Source organism: Enterobacter sp. A8 (assembly GCF_004296595.1).
GTDB lineage: Bacteria > Pseudomonadota > Gammaproteobacteria > Enterobacterales > Enterobacteriaceae > Enterobacter > Enterobacter cloacae.
Genome location: NZ_SCMF01000001.1, coordinates 871352 through 890069 on the forward strand (window position 1 = coordinate 871352; position 18718 = coordinate 890069).

General features: G+C 56.5%; 18 protein-coding genes. All 18 read right to left on the minus strand.

Annotation, left to right across the window (positions count from 1 at the left end; genetic code table 11):
* Positions 1-24: 24 nt before the first annotated feature.
* The 18 genes from EQV24_RS04100 to tssA all read right to left on the minus strand — a co-directional run bounded on the left by EQV24_RS04100 (position 25) and on the right by tssA (position 18711).
* Positions 25-492 carry a hypothetical protein gene (locus EQV24_RS04100; protein WP_062728698.1) on the minus strand — a complete coding sequence of 156 codons (468 nt, stop codon included), beginning with the start codon at positions 490-492 and terminating at the stop codon, positions 25-27.
* A 51-nt stretch (positions 493-543) separates the two neighbouring features.
* A complete protein-coding gene (locus EQV24_RS04105) occupies positions 544-1008 on the minus strand; it encodes a hypothetical protein (protein ID WP_130626224.1) in 465 nt (154 codons plus the stop codon).
* Complete coding sequence (locus EQV24_RS04110; RefSeq protein ID WP_130626225.1) at positions 992-1795, minus strand: hypothetical protein; 804 nt, start codon at positions 1793-1795, stop codon at positions 992-994. The genes EQV24_RS04105 and EQV24_RS04110 overlap by 17 nt, the downstream gene beginning before the upstream one ends.
* 20 nt (positions 1796-1815) lie before the next feature.
* A complete protein-coding gene (locus EQV24_RS04115; protein ID WP_013096192.1) occupies positions 1816-3249 on the minus strand; it encodes a serine/threonine-protein kinase in 1434 nt (477 codons plus the stop codon).
* Positions 3250-3273: 24 nt separating this feature from the next.
* On the minus strand, positions 3274-5889 hold the full coding sequence (gene tssH / locus EQV24_RS04120; RefSeq protein ID WP_130626226.1) for a type VI secretion system ATPase TssH: 2616 nt from the start codon (positions 5887-5889) through the stop codon (positions 3274-3276).
* A gap of 38 nt (positions 5890-5927) precedes the next feature.
* Positions 5928-6971 (minus strand): type VI secretion system baseplate subunit TssG, encoded by a 1044-nt coding sequence (tssG, locus tag EQV24_RS04125; RefSeq protein ID WP_130626227.1) that lies wholly within the window; start codon positions 6969-6971, stop codon positions 5928-5930.
* On the minus strand, positions 6968-8839 hold the full coding sequence (gene tssF, locus EQV24_RS04130) for a type VI secretion system baseplate subunit TssF (protein WP_038420938.1): 1872 nt from the start codon (positions 8837-8839) through the stop codon (positions 6968-6970). Before tssF ends, tssG begins: the two co-directional genes overlap by 4 nt.
* Before the next feature lie 2 nt (positions 8840-8841).
* Positions 8842-9405, minus strand: coding sequence for a type VI secretion system baseplate subunit TssE (tssE, locus tag EQV24_RS04135; RefSeq protein WP_013096188.1), 564 nt, complete (start codon positions 9403-9405; stop codon positions 8842-8844).
* Positions 9398-10210, minus strand: a complete 813-nt coding sequence (locus tag EQV24_RS04140) for a type VI secretion system accessory protein TagJ (RefSeq protein ID WP_040020073.1) — start codon at positions 10208-10210, stop codon at positions 9398-9400. Before EQV24_RS04140 ends, tssE begins: the two co-directional genes overlap by 8 nt.
* A gap of 9 nt (positions 10211-10219) precedes the next feature.
* On the minus strand, positions 10220-11206 hold the full coding sequence (locus EQV24_RS04145) for a hypothetical protein (protein ID WP_061771446.1): 987 nt from the start codon (positions 11204-11206) through the stop codon (positions 10220-10222).
* Between the two features lie 16 nt (positions 11207-11222).
* The gene (locus EQV24_RS04150) at positions 11223-12020 is read right to left on the minus strand and encodes a protein phosphatase 2C domain-containing protein (protein ID WP_013096185.1); all 798 of its coding nucleotides are present in this window, start codon (positions 12018-12020) and stop codon (positions 11223-11225) included.
* Positions 12017-13786 (minus strand): type VI secretion system-associated FHA domain protein TagH, encoded by a 1770-nt coding sequence (gene tagH, locus EQV24_RS04155; protein WP_130626228.1) that lies wholly within the window; start codon positions 13784-13786, stop codon positions 12017-12019. The genes EQV24_RS04150 and tagH overlap by 4 nt, the downstream gene beginning before the upstream one ends.
* Before the next feature lie 87 nt (positions 13787-13873).
* A complete protein-coding gene (locus EQV24_RS04160) occupies positions 13874-14227 on the minus strand; it encodes a T6SS amidase immunity protein Tai4 family protein (protein ID WP_013096183.1) in 354 nt (117 codons plus the stop codon).
* A complete protein-coding gene (locus tag EQV24_RS04165) occupies positions 14224-14715 on the minus strand; it encodes a type VI secretion system amidase effector protein Tae4 (protein WP_013096182.1) in 492 nt (163 codons plus the stop codon). Before EQV24_RS04165 ends, EQV24_RS04160 begins: the two co-directional genes overlap by 4 nt.
* A gap of 58 nt (positions 14716-14773) precedes the next feature.
* Positions 14774-15256, minus strand: a complete 483-nt coding sequence (locus EQV24_RS04170) for a type VI secretion system tube protein Hcp (RefSeq protein ID WP_008502640.1) — start codon at positions 15254-15256, stop codon at positions 14774-14776.
* A gap of 335 nt (positions 15257-15591) precedes the next feature.
* Complete coding sequence (gene tssC / locus EQV24_RS04175) at positions 15592-17091, minus strand: type VI secretion system contractile sheath large subunit (RefSeq protein ID WP_013096181.1); 1500 nt, start codon at positions 17089-17091, stop codon at positions 15592-15594.
* A 3-nt stretch (positions 17092-17094) separates the two neighbouring features.
* On the minus strand, positions 17095-17619 hold the full coding sequence (gene tssB / locus EQV24_RS04180) for a type VI secretion system contractile sheath small subunit (RefSeq protein WP_008502644.1): 525 nt from the start codon (positions 17617-17619) through the stop codon (positions 17095-17097).
* Between the two features lie 75 nt (positions 17620-17694).
* Positions 17695-18711 carry a type VI secretion system protein TssA gene (tssA, locus tag EQV24_RS04185; RefSeq protein WP_013096180.1) on the minus strand — a complete coding sequence of 339 codons (1017 nt, stop codon included), beginning with the start codon at positions 18709-18711 and terminating at the stop codon, positions 17695-17697.
* Between the last annotated feature and the right edge of the window lie 7 nt (positions 18712-18718).

The following is an 18718-nucleotide window of genomic DNA, read 5'->3' on the forward strand; positions in this document are numbered from 1 at the left end:
TCAGTAGATCTGACATGCTGAATACTATTCTGATTCAGCCGACTTATTTATGGCGGGTTGACTTTTTATGAGATAAATAAGTGAACCTATCTTTGCTATTTCAGACAGGACAAGAAGAGAGATATTTACTTTTAATCCGCCCCATCCTAATCCACCTGCAATCATAGGAAAAAAAGGTACTGAGCTTCGTAAAGTGATAATGCGCAAAACCTCAAGTGACAATGAAAACTTAACAGCATAATGCTTTTTCTTGAAAAAAAACCACGCAGAAAAAAGCAACACCAGCGGTATCAACACATAAACAAGGTAATACGTCCCCTGCAACGTATCATCTACCCCTCCGAACCATGTCATGTACACTAGCAAAGCCAGATTCACTAATGCTGAAACCCAATCTCCACCCAGAAAACCCCAGGAATCAATGGCGTAATACACAGCCCCAATGACATCCATGACACCCCAAAAGTAGAATATTTTTTCTCTCGCAGTCATACTGGGCACCAACGTAATTTAAATTTCGCAAAGAAAATTTATTTTCAGCAATCAACGCGAGCCATTTAAACTACGTTCTGTTTTCCTGTTGCTCATTAAATAGAGCATAGAATATAATTTCAGACACTCAGATAAAACAAACAACCCTAAATTCAGCCAAGTGTTTGATATTCCAGACACTGTTACTAACAGAGGGAATAGCGTTACTGAACATCTGAAAGAAATAAGCCGCAAAACCTCTTGCATAATCGCAAACTTAATCGCATATGTTTTTCTTTTAAAGAAGAACCAGGCAGAAGCAAATAGCGAAAGTAAGAGAACTAAATCCAAAATAAAAAAAAGAAACACCAGAACGCTATAACCACCGCTTGCAACATCGCTGGAAAGGCCACTAAACGCCACGATATCAGAAATAAATGGAATTCTACCCTGCCGAATTGTATTCACAAAATAAAGCATGACTGCCAGGACATCCATACATCCCCAGAAATACCATAATTTATTTTTTAAATTCATAATCTTCTTCTCTGACTCCCGGTATCCATTGCCATGATTTACCACTTACAGCCCAGGCATCATCCCCTTCCTGATACTTTTGATAAATCGATCGTACTTCACCATATCGCCTGATTACAGACTTTTCCGATATTAAGGCACGAGAAACACTATCTAAATCAGCAGGCAAAGGCGTCCAATGTTGAATTTTATCACGTGACGTATTCATATAATCTTTGCCGTCAGATCCAAAAACTCGCCCCTCATCCCCCATACTTGTCAGTCGGTTTATCGCCATAATCACAACATTTTTTGTGCCATGATAATCATTGTCTACCGTCTTCCAATATCCAGGCCCATATTGAGCCGTGGCGGGAACAAACGTATCTCTCGTTGGAGAAGGTTTTCCGAACAGAGCCACATTATGGCGATAGCGCTCGATGATGTAATTTACAAAAGCCGAGTTGTACATCGCCAGATCAACACAAAATAAATCACCCGATTCAGCGATGAAAAAAGGGTAAGTGGATTTTGTGCGTTGGCGTTGAGCAATTAAAACCACTTCCCCTGAGTCAATTAATCGCTCAATCTTATTCAGGTTCTGAGCATATAGCGGATCGAATACCGCATTAGGGTTAAATTCGAAGCGATGTCGTATACTCAGGCCGTCTATGCTGTGAAATGGATTAGATACTCCACGAACCACGACAAATTCACGACCTACATCGCTCCGTGCATACACAGGAGAGACAATCTTTTCGAATTCCTTTGGATGAAGTCTTTGGCTTCTAAGATCGTACACTTCCATAAGATCTCCTGTTTATATTCCTACGGATTCACCAGCCAGGTGCCAGGCTTCACGATATCCAGCGTCTGGCTACGGGTTCTGCCGTTGCCCTGCAGTTCAATGCTCACCTCACCCGCTGGCAGCTTGAGCGATGCATAGCCGTTGTTCGCCGGACGCAGCGCTTTCGGCTCGCCGTTCACTTTCAACGTCTCGCCGTCAAGGATGCGAATGTAGACCAGAGCAATCGGGCTGGCTTCAACCGGTGGCGGCGTCGGTTGCGCTGTCGCAGGCGTTGCCGCTTGTTCGCTTACCTTCGCGGTCTCCTGTTTGACATCTGGCGCGTTCGATGCGGTTTCCGTCGTGCGGGATGCTTCCGGCGCTTGCGCAGCCTGTTCTGGCGCATCGTGGCCGCCGCTGAACAGCATCGCGCCAGCGACCACCCCAACCAGCACACCCGCGGCAACCATCCCGGGGATCTTGTAACGACGCCAGTCAAATGCCGAAGCCGGTGCCTCTTCTTCCACCGGCACCAGCATGGTGCCCGGTTTTTTAGCAGTCAGCACGTCATCGATACCGGCGACCGGCATCTCGATTAACGCCGCGAACTCATCAATAGACTGCGGACGGTCTTCCATGTGCAAAGCCAGGGCACGGTCGATAGCCTGCAACAGCGACAGGGAGTACCCCTGCGGCTGGATTTCCGCCAGCGGTTTGCAGGTATCCTGAATAGAACGCACCACGCTGACCGGCGGCGGTGAGCCCACGATCAGGGTGCGCAGCACCGCGCCGAGCGCGTAGATATCCGTCCACGGTCCCTGCTCGCTTTCGTTGTCGTCGGTGTACTGCTCGATAGGCGCAAAGCCCGGACGCAGCATGGTCTCGGTTTCGTCAGAGAGGTTACCGATGGTGCGACGCGCGGAGCCGAAGTCCAGCAGCACCGGCAGGCCGTTATCCTGGATCTGAATGTTATCCAGCGAAATATCGCGGTGCAGATAGCCCTCGTCATGGATGGTCTTGATTGCGCCAAACAGCATCGGCAGCGTACGACGGATCCATGCCTCGTTAATCAGCTCCGGCTTCTCCTCGCGCAGGCGAGAAAGCGTGGTGCCGCTGTAAAACAGCGTGCCCATGTAAGCCGTATCGTTTTGCACCCAGAAGCGCAACACGTGCAGCAGGTTCGGGTGGTTGAAGCGCGCCAGCAGGCGGGCTTCCTGAATGAAGCTGTTCAGCCCCGCCGAAAACGCTTTGCCAAAGCGTTCGCTGCGCAGTACCAGCGTCATGTCGTCGCCGCGCACGGCGAGCGAGGAAGGCATAAATTCTTTGATAGCGATAGTGCGTTCGAGCTGGTGATCCCAGGCGCGATAGACGATGCCGAATCCGCCGCCGCCAATCACCTCTTTAATTTCAAACTCGTTGAAGCGATACCCGACCGGGAGCGCGTTTGGGACAGTCCGATTGTTATCATTATCCGTCATCTTTTACAGTTCTCTTGATGATTATTACGCGGCAAACTGACAGTGAAACTCGCCCTGCTCGCAGGTGACATGCAGACGTCGGTACTGCTCGTCGCTGCGGCTGGCGGTAAGTAATATCTGACTCATCTGAGGCAGCAAGGTGTTGGTCAGGATCGCATCCACCATACGTCCACCTGATTCCACCTCGGTACAGCGCTGAACAATCTGTTCTACAACGCTGTCATCAAACTCGGAAATAATATTGTGATTCTCTTCCAGTCGACGCTGAATGCGTTTGAGCTGCAGGCGAACAATCTGCCCCAGCATCGCGTCGCTCAGCGGATAGTACGGCACCACCAGCAGACGGCCCAGCAGCGCCGGTGGGAACACCTCCAGCAGCGGCTGGCGCAGCGCCCCGCTTAACGCCTCCGGCTCCGGCATCAGTTCCGGATCGGCACACATGGCGCTGATAAGCTCGGTCCCGACGTTAGACGTCAGAATAATAATCGTATTACGGAAATCAATGTGACGACCTTCGCCATCCTCCATCCAGCCTTTGTCGAAGACCTGGAAGAAGATCTCATGTACGTCCGGGTGCGCTTTTTCGATTTCGTCCAGCAGCACCACGCTGTAAGGACGGCGACGGACGGCCTCGGTTAACACCCCGCCTTCACCATACCCGACGTATCCCGGGGGTGCACCTTTTAAGGTGGAAACGGTGTGCGCTTCCTGGAATTCACTCATGTTGATGGTAATGACGTTCTGCTCACCTCCGTACAGCGACTCCGCCAGCGCCAGCGCGGTTTCGGTTTTCCCCACGCCGGACGGGCCACAGAGCATAAACACGCCAACCGGCTTGTTCGGATCGTCGAGTTTTGCCCGGGAGGTTTTCACCCGGCGGGCAATCAGATCCAGACCATGACGCTGGCCAATCACCCGCTGGTTCAGCGTGTCGGCGAGGTTCAGTACCGCATCAATCTCGTTTTTCACCATCCGGCCCAGCGGGATGCCGGTCCAGTCAGAGACTACGGCCGCCACCACGTTTTCATCCACAGCGGCAAACAGCAGCGGTTCATCACCCTGTAAGGCGTTCAGCGCCTGCTGCTGCTCTGCCAGTTGGCTGCGCAGCTCAGCGGTGTCGTCATCGCCCGCCGCAAACAGTGCGGCACGCAGGCGAATGATCTCCTGCACCAGACTACGCTCGTCTTCCCAGCGCCGGGCCAGGGCCTCACGTTTGGCCTCATACGCGTCACGCTCTGCGGTTAATGCCGTGACGCGCTCAGATTCCCCTGCACCGACGCGCGCTTCGCGCTCCGCTATCTCAATTTCCACGTCCAGCGCCGCAAGATGGCGCAGGCAATCTTCCAGCTGCGCCGGAGGTGCACTCTGGCTCACCGCCACGCGAGCGCAGGCCGTATCCAGCAACGCAACGGCTTTATCCGGCAGCTGACGGGCCGGAATGTAGCGATGCGAAAGCTTCACGGCTGCGCTAACCGCTTCGTCGAGCAGTAAGACCTGGTGGTGGGTCTCCAGCGGCGACACGGTGCTGCGCAGCATCAGAACCGCTTTGGCCTCATCGGGTTCATGTACCTGCACCGTCTGGAAGCGACGGGTCAGCGCCGGATCTTTCTCGATGTATTTTTTGTATTCCGCCCAGGTGGTGGCGCCAATGGTACGCAGTTGTCCACGCGCCAGCGCTGGCTTCAGCAGGTTGGCGGCATCACCGGTGCCCTGCTGACCGCCCGCACCGATCAGGGTGTGGATTTCATCGATAAACAGAATGATTGGCGTGGCGCTGGACTGTACTTCATTGATTAATGCCTGCAGACGGGCTTCGAACTCGCCTTTCATCCCGGCACCGGCCTGCAGCATGCCGATATCCAGCAGCCACAGCTGAATGTTTTGCAGCGGCTCCGGCACATCGCCGTCGGCGATGCGCAGCGCCAGCCCTTCCACCACCGCCGTTTTTCCGACGCCGGCTTCCCCGGTCAGCAGCGGGTTGTTCTGGCGACGACGCATCAGGATATCGACCATCTGGCGGATCTCTTCATCGCGCCCAACCACCGGGTCAATTTTGCCTTCACGGGCACGGGCGGTCAGGTCCTGACCATACTGGGCCAGCGTTCCCTGGGCAGCAGGCACCGAACCGGCTGGCGCATCCACTGCGGCAGCGGCCTGCTGCGTCTCTTTGCTGTTGGCGCAGATGGTGTCGAACTGCTCAATCAGCACCTCGACGTTAAGACGGGTAAACTGCGCCGAGATGCTCTTCAGCACGTTCGCCAGATTCCAGGTTTTCAGAATGCCGATCAGCAGATGGCCGCCGCGGATACGGCTGACGCCAAACTTCAGCGATCCATAGACCCAGGCGCGCTCGACGGCGCTGTCGATATGTTCGGAGAGATCGGAAACGGAACTGGCTCCGCGCGGCAGGGCATCGAGCGCCGCCACGATATCGCGCGTCAGCTGCTGTTCGTCGAGGGCAAAATGACGGATCACCTGTTGCAGATCGCCATCCTGCTGCTGCATCAACTGATGCAGCCAGTGCACCAGCTCGACGTAGGGGTTGCCGCGCAGCTTGCAGAACGCGGTGGCGCTTTCCAGAGAGGTAAATAACAGCGTATCCAGTTTGCCGAAAAGCACGGCACGGCTAATTTCTGACATGTTAGTTTCCATTAACAATGATTCGGTATACGGAAGGATTACCGCTCTGCGCGATACACCAGATCGCCACGCGGGACAGGCTGCGGCTGAAGGCCCAGCCAGGTGTTGTACCCCAATCGCCCGGTGCTGCCGAGCGTGGCGCCCTGCACGGCGTCAGCGCGCAGGATCACCCGTGTTTCCCATTCAAATTCCACCCCTGCGTACTGGCGTACCCAGTCCCGCAGTTCGGTTACCCATGCTTCTCCGGGCAAAAACCGGTTGTACTCTTCCGCGCTGAGTGGGCCAATCTCGATGCGAAATTTATGCTGCACGTCGCGGACCGCCACGCCCAGAAACGCAGATTCGCCCATCCGCGGCACGCGGCGTCCTGCTCCCAGCTGCGCCTGCTCGCGCGGTGAAAGCGGCATCCACTGCGGTACGTTGGCGATCAGTTTGACCGGGGCTTTAAAATAGTTACGCAGGATTTTTTCCAGACCTTCAGGATCCCGTCCGTGGCGGGTCAGGTGTCCGGCGTGGGTAAAGCGGGCATGGGCGCTCAGGCTGCCTTTGTCCATCTGGCCGGGCTGCCCCATACCAATCAACGACGCCAGATATCCCTCAAAACGTTTATTGTCGGCGCGGTCGAGGGAGACGGCAGGCTGCGCATCGGCCCAGGCGCGATAAAACAGCAGCGTCAGACGATGATGGAACAGATCGGCAAACGCGCTCAGGCTGGTGTCCTGATGATGATGGATCCGCTCGCGGGCGTACTCGGTCATGTGAACCGGCAGCGGCCCGTTAGGACCAAACAGGCCGAAGCTCAGAATGGAGACCTCGTGCAGCCCGTTGCCTTCGCGCTGGCGTACCTGCGCCACCGTCGAAGGTGCAAAACTCATCGACGGCTGCTGGCCCAGGCGTAGCGGCTCGAATTTTGGCAGCGGCGCACGCCCCAGCGGGTAGCGCTCCCCGCCCTGAGCATCAATGCGCCTTAACAGCTGGAACAGATCGTAGCGCCATGGCGTCTCGCGAACCCCGCGCCATAAACTGTCCGGCAGCGGCGTCAGACGATGGACCTTCAGTGGCGCAGTGACAACGTCGCTCATACCAGTGCCCTTTTGCCCATACGCGGCGCCCAGTAGCCAATCTCGCCGCGCTGCTGACTTTTCAGGGTGAATTCCGTGAAGCTGTTGATCGACACCAGACGGGCAAACAGCCGCTCCAGCACGCTACCGAAAAGCCAGGGACTGGCACCGGAAAACGCACGTTCATCCACCGTCAGGGTAATGCCGATGCCACGGGCGAAGACGACCGGTCCCGGCTCGGGCACGCGGCGGTGAACCGGCTCCAGCACGCAGTGACGAACCCCTTCTACCTGACGCGCAACCGGCGTCTCCGCGAGATTGGCGTACAGCCCTAACAGCTGACGCAGCGCGGCGGCGCCCTCTTCGTTTTCACTGTCCATCAGGCTGAGGTAGTTCATCTGTAGCTGGCTGATCAACCGCCAGGTGCTGAACCCTTCTGCCAGCGCCGGACGCGGCGGCGTCGGCCCCTTACGCAAGGTCAGCGACTTCACCGGCATGGAGTCAGCCATAATGAACTGTCCCAGCTCCTGCTGCAGCATCAGCGGCAGATCCCGGCTGGTGCACAACACCTCGGCCGAGATGTAGCGCAGGTTCTCCTGCCAGGGCGCATGCTGCTCATCCACCAGCGAGACAAAGACCTCCGAGCCGATATAGCCGGTGCGGGTGCCGTAACGCAGGGCATGCTCAGAGAGCACGCGTTGTTCCCGGCGCAGGGAAAAGTAGGCCCCGTAGTTGCCTGCATCGCCGCTCCAGGTGCTCCAGAACGGACGAAACGTCTGGTCGTCGCGCTGACCATCCGCGCTGCCGTATATCTTATTTACCGCGTAAATTTCGTAATCCAGCGGGCGGATGTTATCCACCACCAGATGGTATTCATGCTGGCCTTCGCTCAGCTTCTGACGCGCCGCTACCTTCGGGAACAGGTTGATCACCGGCGTGCAGTGCAGGGCCAGATGGCTGGCATCGACAACGCGCTCCAGCTGTTCATCGGTTTTATCCAGCAGAATGAAGATATCGAAGGCTTTTTCGTTTTCGCAGCGCTGGATCAGTTTGCTCAGCCCGCTCAGGCTGATGAAGCGGAAACGGGCCGGAAAAGCAAAGTACTCCTGCAGCAGACGGTAGCCGTCAAAGTTGCGCAGATCGTCCGGGAGTAGCGACTGATCCGCGTCAAACCCTTCCTGACGCAGGGCATCAGACGCCAGCACATCACGCTGCGGATGTTTGCTGACGGTCTGGCAGACCACCCCGACATGGTGCTCCATTACCAGCTCCAGCAGCTTTAACGCCTCGATATCCGGGCCACTAAGGAAAAACTCCAGCCGGTCAAAATCAAGGTGGCCGAGGTTTTGCGGACCGTCGCAGGCAATGCGGATCCGTAAGGCGCTGCTGATCCCCTGCTGGCCCAGACCAAGCTGTGTCAGGGGCAGGTCGGCAGGCACACCGCCCAGCTCAACCTTGTCGATTTTCAGCGGCAGCAGGTTCACCTCATGCGCCGTGGTGTAGCTGCAGGTCACGCCGGTTTTCTTCAGCGCCAGGCTGTCCATCATTGTGCCGCGCGGCACGATAAAACCGTTGCTCAAATCGCCACGGCTGCTGTCAGGCTGAATTTCAGCAATCGCCATGGACGGAGTGGGCGCGAGATAGTTCGGCGCAATCATCTCCAGCAAGCGCTGGGAGAAGCGCGGAAACTCCGCGTCCATTTTCATCTGCACGCGCGAGGTCAGAAAGGCAAAGCCCTCCATCAGTCGTTCGGTGTACGGATCCGCCACTTCGATGCCGCGCATGCCCAGCCGTCCGGCCACTTTGGGATAGCGCTCGGCAAATTCGGCGCCCATCTCACGCAGATAGGCCAGCTCACGGTTGTAATATTCGAGCAGTTTACTTTCCACGATCACCCCGCATCTTTCAGTTCAAAGTGGCCGTTTTCCAGATCGACATCGGTACGAAACAGAAACTCCAGCGGGTACGGCACACACCACAAACGCCCTTTTATCTCGATGGAGAGCACGTTGTGCAGATCCAGCGAGGAGGTGTCCGACACACAGCGGACCTGCAGCCCCTGGGGCAAAATGCGGGGTTCAAAGTTGACAATGGCCTCAGTGAGTTTGCGCTGAATGTCGTGCCATTCGATATCCGACATGCGCTTTCCGGCCAGCGGCGCAACGCCAAAATTCACTACCGAACGACTTACGTGTGGCAGCATGCTCAAATCGCCGGAGGCGTCGTGATTGATGGTATTAAACAGCCACTGCAGATCCCGCAGCACGTTGCGACGCAGCGCGGCATGGGTGATCAGGTTGCTGTTGGCCGACTCGCGCTTTTTCTCCGGGTCGTTATCGGTGAGGCGATCGAGCAGCGACGGCTGCATTTTATCGCGTGCGCCCACCTTCTCCTGCTTACTGCGGGCTTGCCAGCCGCTGCGCAGCAGATCGCCTTCGCCAGCAGGATTACTCATGGGCTCCATCCGTTGCAAAAGTAACGAGACTCAGCGACAGCAGCGGGCTTTCGCTTTGCTCGCTGAGCCAGGCTTTCTGCCCCAACCCTTCATACAGAGTGCCGTCATCATCGAGCGGCAGCCACTCGGTGGTGCGTGCGAGTTTAACGGCGTCAGAGGCATCGGCGGCAAAAGGATAACGCGCCGGGATCTGACCCACCTGCTCCGTCCCATCGGTCAAACGCACCAGCGCATGACGCCAGACCAGATCGGTGACGCTGGCCGGAGCCTGGAAACGGATCTCCGCGATAGCGCTAAACGGCAGCCAGAAGTAACGGCCGTTAACAAGGGTTTCGCACACCGGCCCCAGACGGGCATCGCCGTCCATCAGCCATTCAAAGGTCTGCGTCTCATCATTCTCAAGCGTCCATTGCCCCGCGCTCGCCTGCGCCTGTTCAAGGGCTTCCAGACGCAGCGCGTGAGCGCGTTCATCGCTCTCGCTCAGCGCGGCGGCAAGGGTTGTCAGCCATGGCCACTGGGCTTCCGGCATGGCCGGACGACGTTCTCCCGCCATCACCTGCGCGCGCTGCAGTTCTCCCTGAATGCACTGCTCCAGCAGGGTGACGGTGGGTTTCGCCTGCGGCTTAAGCGCCAGCCAGCTTTTCAGCTGGGTCAGTGCGCGCGTCCAGTTACCGCTGAGGGTGAGAAACTGCACAAACGCGGCACGGAGATCGGCATCCGCCGGACGGGCTTTAATCTCGTTTTCAAGACGCACCAGCGCGTCGCTGAGCGACTCACCCGCCAGATGTTGATAGAGCGTATTCATAGCCATTCCTTAGTTTGCCGCGCGCCAGGCGCCCACTGCCGGGTCACGCAGCTGAGGACGCAGGGTATCAATCAGGACAATATTCAGCGTGGTGCCAGGGGTAACCCAGGCGCTCCAGACCTTCTTCACTGCAGCAATACGCGCCTGCAGTTTTGCATCGTCGCTGGCGGTTTCACGCGAGATCTCCACGGCCACCGTGCCGTTGCTTTTCCAGCCGTTCAGGGCGCTGTCGTAAGGCAGGATCATCCAGCTCTGGTCGCTGTTCGGGGTGCTGAAGACCATACGCTCTTTGTTGACGGAGGTGATCAGAGCATGTTCCGGGTCGACGCTTTGATTCAGCCCCATCACCGGGAAGCCGTGAATGTAAGTCACCGCTATCTCTTTTTGACCGCCGCTGCGGATCTGCGAGATAACCGTGTGGCCGCTCAGCCAGCTGCCGTTGCCGCAGCGGGTCGTGTCGGAATCCGGGATAAACAGCGCCGGCGCGGAAGATCCGCCTTCCCAGAAGGTGCGCAGATGGCAGCCGTCCTGGAGGGTAAACTCCTGCCACGGTGTGCGGTCAGCGGCCACCGTATTGGTTTCAGAGTTCTGGTCAGGTGGCAGTAACGCGCCGCTGGTCTGGGTCGCTACGGGCGCCGTCTGCTGCTGTTTCACCACCAGCTTCCACTCCTGAGCTTTGTCTGCCGTTCCCTGCGCAAGCGTAGTCCCTGCCGGATCGTTAAGGGCCCAGCTCAGCTTATTCACTTTGCTGCACTGGTGTTCCAGCAGCGAGCCGAGACGCGGAACAAAGTTTTCCAGCACTGAAACGTCTTTATTGCCGTTCGCCACAATGCGCAGCGCAATCTCTGATTTACACCAGCTCTGCGGGGTGTTGTCTTTGATGTTGTCGATCCAGATATCCAGCTTCTGCGCAGGAGACTGCACGATGCGGAAATTTTCAGCCTGGGCGGTGGAGGCCACCGCCAGAAGTGCCAAACCCGATAGCCAAAGTTTCATATCGTTCCTTGTGTGTCTAGTCAGTTCCGCAGGGAAGAAATTGTGCTGCGTCAGAGAGCGTATGCAGCAAAGTGGTGTCCTGAGGGTTGCCCATCCATACCGCCAGCGCCGTATAGTTATCCTGAGCATTCCCCTCCTGTTCAGCATTCTTTTGAATGATTTGGTTCATTAAGGTCAGCCACTCCTGTGGGGTGTTGACCATATGCAGCGACTGTTTCATCTGCTCTTCGCTGACGCCGTGCCAGAAACCGTCGGTGCAGAGTAAAAAGGCATCGCCGTCTTCAACCTGCACCACGTCGCTGTAACTCGCTTCCGGGCCACCGTTTTCAATACCCAGCGCCAGATACAACAGGTTGCTGTTGAGGTTATCGGTCTGGTGACCGGCATCTTTCATCTGCTGAACCAGGCTGTGGTCGGTGGTGACATGCCACAGCCAGCCGCGACGAAACAGGTACAGACGGCTGTCCCCGGCGTGTGCCCAGTAGGCCAGACGGTAATCCCGGTCGATAAACAGGCTGACCAGGGTGGTACCCATCCGGCGATAGTCCTGCACCGCCTGCTGTTCGCTGAGAATGGTGCGATTCGCGGTTTGCACATAGTCACGAATATGCTGCGCGTTAAGGTGTTTGTCGCCATCAAAACGGGAGATGATGCTGTTGCGGGCCAGTTCAGCGGCCACCTCACCGCCCGGCAGACCAGCGATGCCGTCACAGACGACAAAGCAGGCTGAACGTTCCCCTATGGTTTCTCCCGTCTGGTCCTGATTGCTGGCGCGCGTTCCCTGGCGGGAGAGAGAAGCCGTTGCGATATTCATTTTTCTTCCGATCCGCTCTGTGAGTCTTTGTACTGATTGACCTCCATGTCATAGGCATGAAGGAACGCTTCGCCAAACAGGGTGTGGAAGTCATCCTCAATCTCACCGGCCGTCTCGCCATAGCTGCGAACAAAGTAGTCCCACAGCGCGGCTTTGCGGCTGCCCGGCAGCGCCAGACGAGAGGTCATGCCGTTCTGCTTCGCCTGCTCTTCCAGTTGCTCCGGATTAAAGGACTGCAGCATCGCGGCGATGATGGCGCGGATACCGGAGATCATCCCCAGCTGATGCGCCTGCAGATCGATCAGCGCGTCACGCACTGATTTGGTGGGTGGCATAAAGCCCGGCATCGGCGTACCGAACATCTGAATCAGGACCGTTTTCCCGGTCGGCAGCAGCTTGAACGGGTTGTTGGCATCGTCCAGCACCATGGTCATATCGGCTTTTACGCCGCGCTTGAGGATAGAGCGCGAAGAGAGCAACGCCACGGTGCCCTGCGAGAACATGCCGAGGATCTGGCCCAGCTGACGCATATTTTCACGGTCAAACTGCGGCACCGGCTGCATTTCGCTCAGGCCCATCCCTTCCAACAGCGCCTCCAGCAGCTCGCCCTGCAGCACCTCGCCTTTCTCACCGTTTTGCGCCGTAGCGCTTGGCACAGCCGCGTTTTTGACCGGGTCGATACGCAGACGCCCCTTCGGCGTCTGTGCGCTGCTGCGTGCGACGGCCTGCGGCGTAGGCATAGTAAAGCCTGCGTAATCGGTACGTACCGGCTCTTCCTCTTCCGCACGCGGTGGGTCCTGTGGCTCAGGGGCAAACAGCGGAGAATCCGCCAGCGGATCGTCCTGCGGTACGGCCTCTGGCTCTGGCGCGGGTGCAGATGTCTCAGGCACGATCTCATCCGGATGGGTTAATGGCGCCCCGCCCATCAGCCCGAGCGGATCATCGTTACGCGCGGCTGGCGCGCTGGCCGAACCACCAAACAGGGCCAGCGGGTCGAGTTCATCCGTCGCCTCTTCTGCAGGCGCAGGTTTGCTCTCTACCGGCGGCACCAGCGTTGAAGGGGTGACATCGTCAAAAATGCTCTCTTTTTTGAACAACGCTTCATCGCTGAACAGCGTGTCGGGATCGACATTCTTACGCTCAAGCTTCGGCTCGCTGTCGTTGAACATTGCCAGCGGGTCTTCAGCGTTACGCTCGGGTGCCGCGGGTTGCGAGAAGGGATCGTGAGACGCCGCAGGCTGCGGTTTCGCGCGGTTGCTGGAGATGCTGTCAGAGATTGAGAACTCCTGCATCAGGCTATCCCAGATTTCCGACGGCACGGCCGTTGGCTCCGCCTTGCCGCGCGGTGCGGCACTGGCTGGCTTCGGCTGCGGAGCAGGTGTCTGCGCCACTGTCGGGCGAGCCTGCTGCTGCATACTGGCGGCCATGCGGCTCACCGGCTGCGTGTCGTGGATAAGTTCCGTCACTTCGATGCGGTAGTCATCAATACCGAGAATATCCCCGTCCTGCAGCTCTACCTGACGCCCCCGCTCCAGCGGGATGTCGTTCAAAACCACGCGGGTGACGCTGCCACGGTTGGTCACGCGGCATTCGCCCTGGGCGTCAACGTGAACAATAGCCTGCAGGCGCGAGATGGTGCGGTCATTGTCCGGCAGTACCAGATTGTTATCCGTACCGCGCCCAATAGTGCCCCCGGGGGCATAAAAATCACAACTGCTCTGCGGCGGCTGATGACCGGGTTTCGTAGAAATAATCGTGAATCGCATGGCGTATTCCTGCTGGTATGATTAGCGCTCAAACGCTGCCGCTCTCGGGGGTGAGAACGGCGGCGTTTGGGGCCGATTTCATCTTTACTACTTTGAGGATTTGAGTGGTCGAATAGCGTCACTATTAGCGATCAAGGTGCACTTCAATATCTGATAATGACCAGGCTCGGTACCACCTACCTTCTGTTTCAGTAAAGAAACAATCACCTCATCAGCTTTTTCAAAATTCTCAGCAGGCAGATTGCTTGCTTCCAGCCATGCCGCGGCGCTGGCGTCAGCATCTTCTTTCAGGCTTTTACTGTCCGCAATCTTACCGATGCATCGATTCTGCACCCAGTTTTCGAAGATTTGTTGTTGAGAAAAAGTACTGATATCAGGCAACGTCTGGGCATTTGCGGCGGAGGCAACGAAGGCTAAGACAAAGAGCAATGGCTTTTTCATTTCAGGCTCCAGAAGGTTGCGTTAGTAGGGATAAATGAACCATTACCCGGTGAGCCAAGGAAATGACAATCATCCGAACAAATATTTCCGTTCCAGAGTGTTACATGCCCGGTTGCATCAAGCCAGCCATGCCCGGTAAAAATAATAATACCTTGCTTGCCCGCAAATTGTGCTGGGGTTGGAGAAGAAACAGATATGTCAGCTTTTCCCAATACCGTGGGTAAAAAAGCAATCATATCTTTAACACGGAACATATATCGCTTCTTGTCGCTCCCGGTCACAGTTGCATATTTACTATTAGAAGGAACTGGAATGCCACAATAATTTAAAACATAGCTCATACGAATGGGGCAGGCATTTTTAAAAATACCAGCATCTATATTATGCTGAACTTTCCCCCCCAATAACTTGCCAACCTGTTCTACGTTGACGTTCACTTCTTTAAATCGGTTCCAGGCGGCACCAAAAGCAGGACGCATATGAGACATCTTGTTTCTCCTTGAAAAGAAGCTCAGGAAAAAGTGGGCCCTTTCGGACCCACTACTATTATGCTTCTTTGTTTTCTTTGATGTTCCAGCCAGCGCTGCTTTCAGCACCTTTACCACCAGAGGTGGTCTGCTCCCAGTACTGCTGTTTCACTTTCGCAGCCTGGAATGCATAGGTCACACCAACGGTATCGCCGTTGTCTGCACCGGTGTACTGAACAGACGTTACCAGAACGTCTTCCAGGGTAATGCGAGAGTATTCCACCTGCTGGCCACCGGCTTTACAGACGGACAGCTCAACTTTGGTCAGGTGTTTACCGCTGGCGCAGTGTTTCAGAATTGCTGTGGTGGATTTGTCGATCAGAGCGTTAACGTGCAGATCGTTAAAGTTAACTTTACCGGCACCGCCGCCACCGCCAACGCTCATATTACCTGGCTGGGAAGCGCCCCAGGAGAAGGAGGTAATATCAGTCCAGCCGGTGTGGTTAGAATCTTTAGATTCGCCCGTAACACCCTCGACCTTCAGAAACATATCAATAGCCATAATATCTACTCTTCGTGGATGAACAATATTGCTTTCGAAAAAGCACTTATATGGCAAACAGGAAAGCATGGGGCTGAATAAAACCGTCCATATTTTACCTCTGCCTCACATCAAATGACCCGTGTCATTTGACAGTCTTACATTCCCTCCCGAATAAAAGGAAAGAATGAGAAGTCTTTTACTACCGAACGTTATTCCGGAACCTCTCAGGACCAGACTTTCTTGCCGGGTGGCGCTTTGCTTACCCGGCCTACGCTGTGCAGCGATATCAATATATTTCACGTTGCATTGTAGGCCCGTGCAAGCGTAGCGCCGCCGGGCGAAACTCACAAAAATTACGCGTCTTTCGTCTTCAGCGACGGCAGTTTAGATACCAGACGCAGAGAAACGGTCAGACCTTCCAGCTGGTAGTGCGGACGCAGGAAGAATTTCGCGGCGTAGTAGCCCGGGTTGTCTTCAATCTCCTGCACCTGGACTTCTGCAGCGGCCAGTGGCTTGCGGGACTTGGTCTCCTGAGAGGAGTTGGCCGGGTCACCGTCCACGTAGTTCATGACCCAGTCGTTCAGCCAGCGTTCCATCTCTTCGCGCTCGCGGAAGGAGCCGATTTTGTCACGCACGATGCACTTCAGGTAATGCGCAAAGCGGCAGCAGGCGAACAGGTACGGCAGACGGGAGGCCAGACGCGCGTTGGCGGTGGCATCCGGGTCGTGGTACTCGGCCGGTTTTTGCAGCGACTGCGCGCCAATGAAGGCAGCAAAGTCGGAGTTTTTGCGGTGAACCAGCGGCATAAAGCCATTTTTCGCCAGTTCGGCTTCGCGACGGTCGCTGATGGCGATCTCGGTCGGACATTTCATGTCCACGCCGCCGTCGTCGCTCGGGAAGGTATGGCACGGCAGGTTTTCAACCGCCCCGCCGGACTCCACGCCGCGAATGGAGGTGCACCAGCCGTACTCTTTGAAAGAGCGGTTGATGTTGGCCGCCATCGCGTAAGCAGCATTCGCCCAGGCGTAGCTGTTGTGGTTCGCGCCGTCGGTCTGCTCTTCAAAGTCAAAGCTGTCGACCGGGTTAGTACGAATGCCGTAAGGCAGGCGAGACAGGAAGCGCGGCATCACCAGGCCCAGATAGCGGGCATCTTCCGATTCACGCAGTGAACGCCAGGCGGCGTATTCGGTGTTCTGGAAGATTTTGGTCAGATCGCGTGGGTTAGCCAGCTCCTGCCAGGACTCCATCTGCATCACGCCCGGTGCGGTACCGGTGATGAACGGACAGTGAGCCGCAGAGCCGATACGCGCCATTTCACCCAGCAGTTCAACGTCCTGCGGGCTGTGGTCAAAGTAGTAGTCGCCGACGATGCAGCCAAACGGCTCACCACCAAACTGACCGTACTCCTGCTCGTAGATTTTCTTGAAGATCGGGCTCTGATCCCAGCCCACACCCTTATAGCGTTTCAGGGTACGGCCCAGCTCCTGCTTGGAGATGCTCATAAAGCGGATCTTCAGCATCTCGTCGGTTTCAGTGTTGTTCACAAGATAGCTCAGACCGCGCCAGGCGCTCTCCAGCTTCTGAAACTCTTCGTGGTGAATGATCTGATTCACCTGCTGAGAGAGCTGTTCGTCGATACCCGCAATCAGGTTCTGGATGGTGCGATAGGTGTCGTTGGAGAAGGTAACGGTGTTTTCCAGCGCCTGCTGCGCCAGAGTTTTTACCGCGCTCTCGACGGCGGAACGCGCCTGGTCAGTTTTAGGACGGAACTCTTTGTTCAGCAGTGCGCTGAACTCGTCCTGGCTGAACGCCTGACCTGCCTGCTGCTCGTGTTGTTGAGTCTGGTTGCTCATCGATTACTCCTCGCTACCTTTCGCACTTTCGTCATTTTTCGGCAACTGGCTCAGGGATTTGAGCAGCGTCGGATCCTGCAGAATTTTAGCGATCAGCTCTTCCGCGCCGTTTTTACCGTCCATGTAGGTCAGCAGATTGGAAAGCTGAGTACGCGCTTCCAGCAGCTTGTTCAGCGGTTCAACCTTGCGAGCCACCGCATCCGGCAGGAAGTCGTCCATGCTGTCGAAGGTCAGATCGACGTTGAGCTTGCCTTCGCCGGTCAGGGTGTTATCCACCTGGAACGCCACGCGTGGCTTAAGCGCCTTCATGCGTTCGTCAAAGTTATCAATATCGATTTCGAGGAATTTACGCTCATCGACGGCCGGCAGATTTTCCACCGGTTTGCCGACCAGATCGGCCATAACGCCCATCACGAACGGCAGCTGAATTTTACGTTCTGCACCGTAGATCTCTACGTCGTACTCGATCTGTACGCGGGGGGCACGGTTACGTGCGATAAATTTCTGCCCACTGTTACTCATTGCCATGATGTTCTCCATCAAAGATGCGCGGTGAAGGTGAAACGACAAGCTCCGTGCCCGCCGTCATAATGCCTGGACGCGTCATTCGCGGCGTCCAAAGATATTTTCCAGTTGGTTAACGCCGTCTGGCGCCAGGTCGCGAATAATGTCCATAAAGTTAAGTTCTGACAGCCGCTGCACTCGTTCAATCATCAGCGGTGCGGGGTGGCTCGGTTCGTACTGCGCAAAATACTGTTTCGCTTTCTCCAGCATCAGCTGGGCGTCGGCGCGACTGGTAACCTGCACGCTGCGCCAGTCGGTGACCTGCTGCACGGGTTGGGTGGCCACCGTCTGCGGCTCAGCGTGGTGTTCCGCCTGCGCATCCCGATTGGGCAGCAGCTTGCTGATGTCGGTCACCTGACAGGCACTGGCAACCAGGCCCACGGTTTTCAACAACTGCTCCATTTCCGGTACGCCGCTTTCACCAAGGTAACCGCTGAGCAGATCGCGAATGGCCAGCAGCCTTTCGTTAATCAGGATGACGGCCTCTGTACCTGGCTGGTCGCCGCGCGCCAGTTCGTCAATCAGCCTTGGGCGGCCGCCGGGATAATCCGGGCATTCGGTTTTGCTGCCATCCAGCAATGCCTGCGCGTCACGCAGCGAAATTTCATCGCCGTTTGAGCGCAGCAGCGAGGCGTTTCGCAGCGCGACGGTCAGGTCAGATTTATCGCTCAGCGCGGCAAGGGCGTTAATGCGATAGAACGGGTCCGTTTCGCCATACTCCTCCAGCAGTGGATAAAGCGGCTCCCAGTAGCGGGTGATCGCCTCCTGCACCAGCAGCAGGCCGTCCGCGTAGCCCGGCAGCCCACGACGTCGGGTCCAGGCATGGGTTAACGCCAGCATGACGCGAAGATCTTTGGTGCGCCCCAGCAGGCTGGTGGCGAGCTTTTCTACCGTATTCCAGTCAGCGGGCTCGGCGGGAATGATCGTGTCGCCGAACTGCTGTTCCGCTTTACCCTGGCTTGCCTGTCCCATAGCCTGAAAATCGGCGTCGTACTCAAGGTTGTCGCCGCAGGGTTTTTCGGGGCTTATCGGCGCGAGAAATTCTTCGATATTCATGTGATCC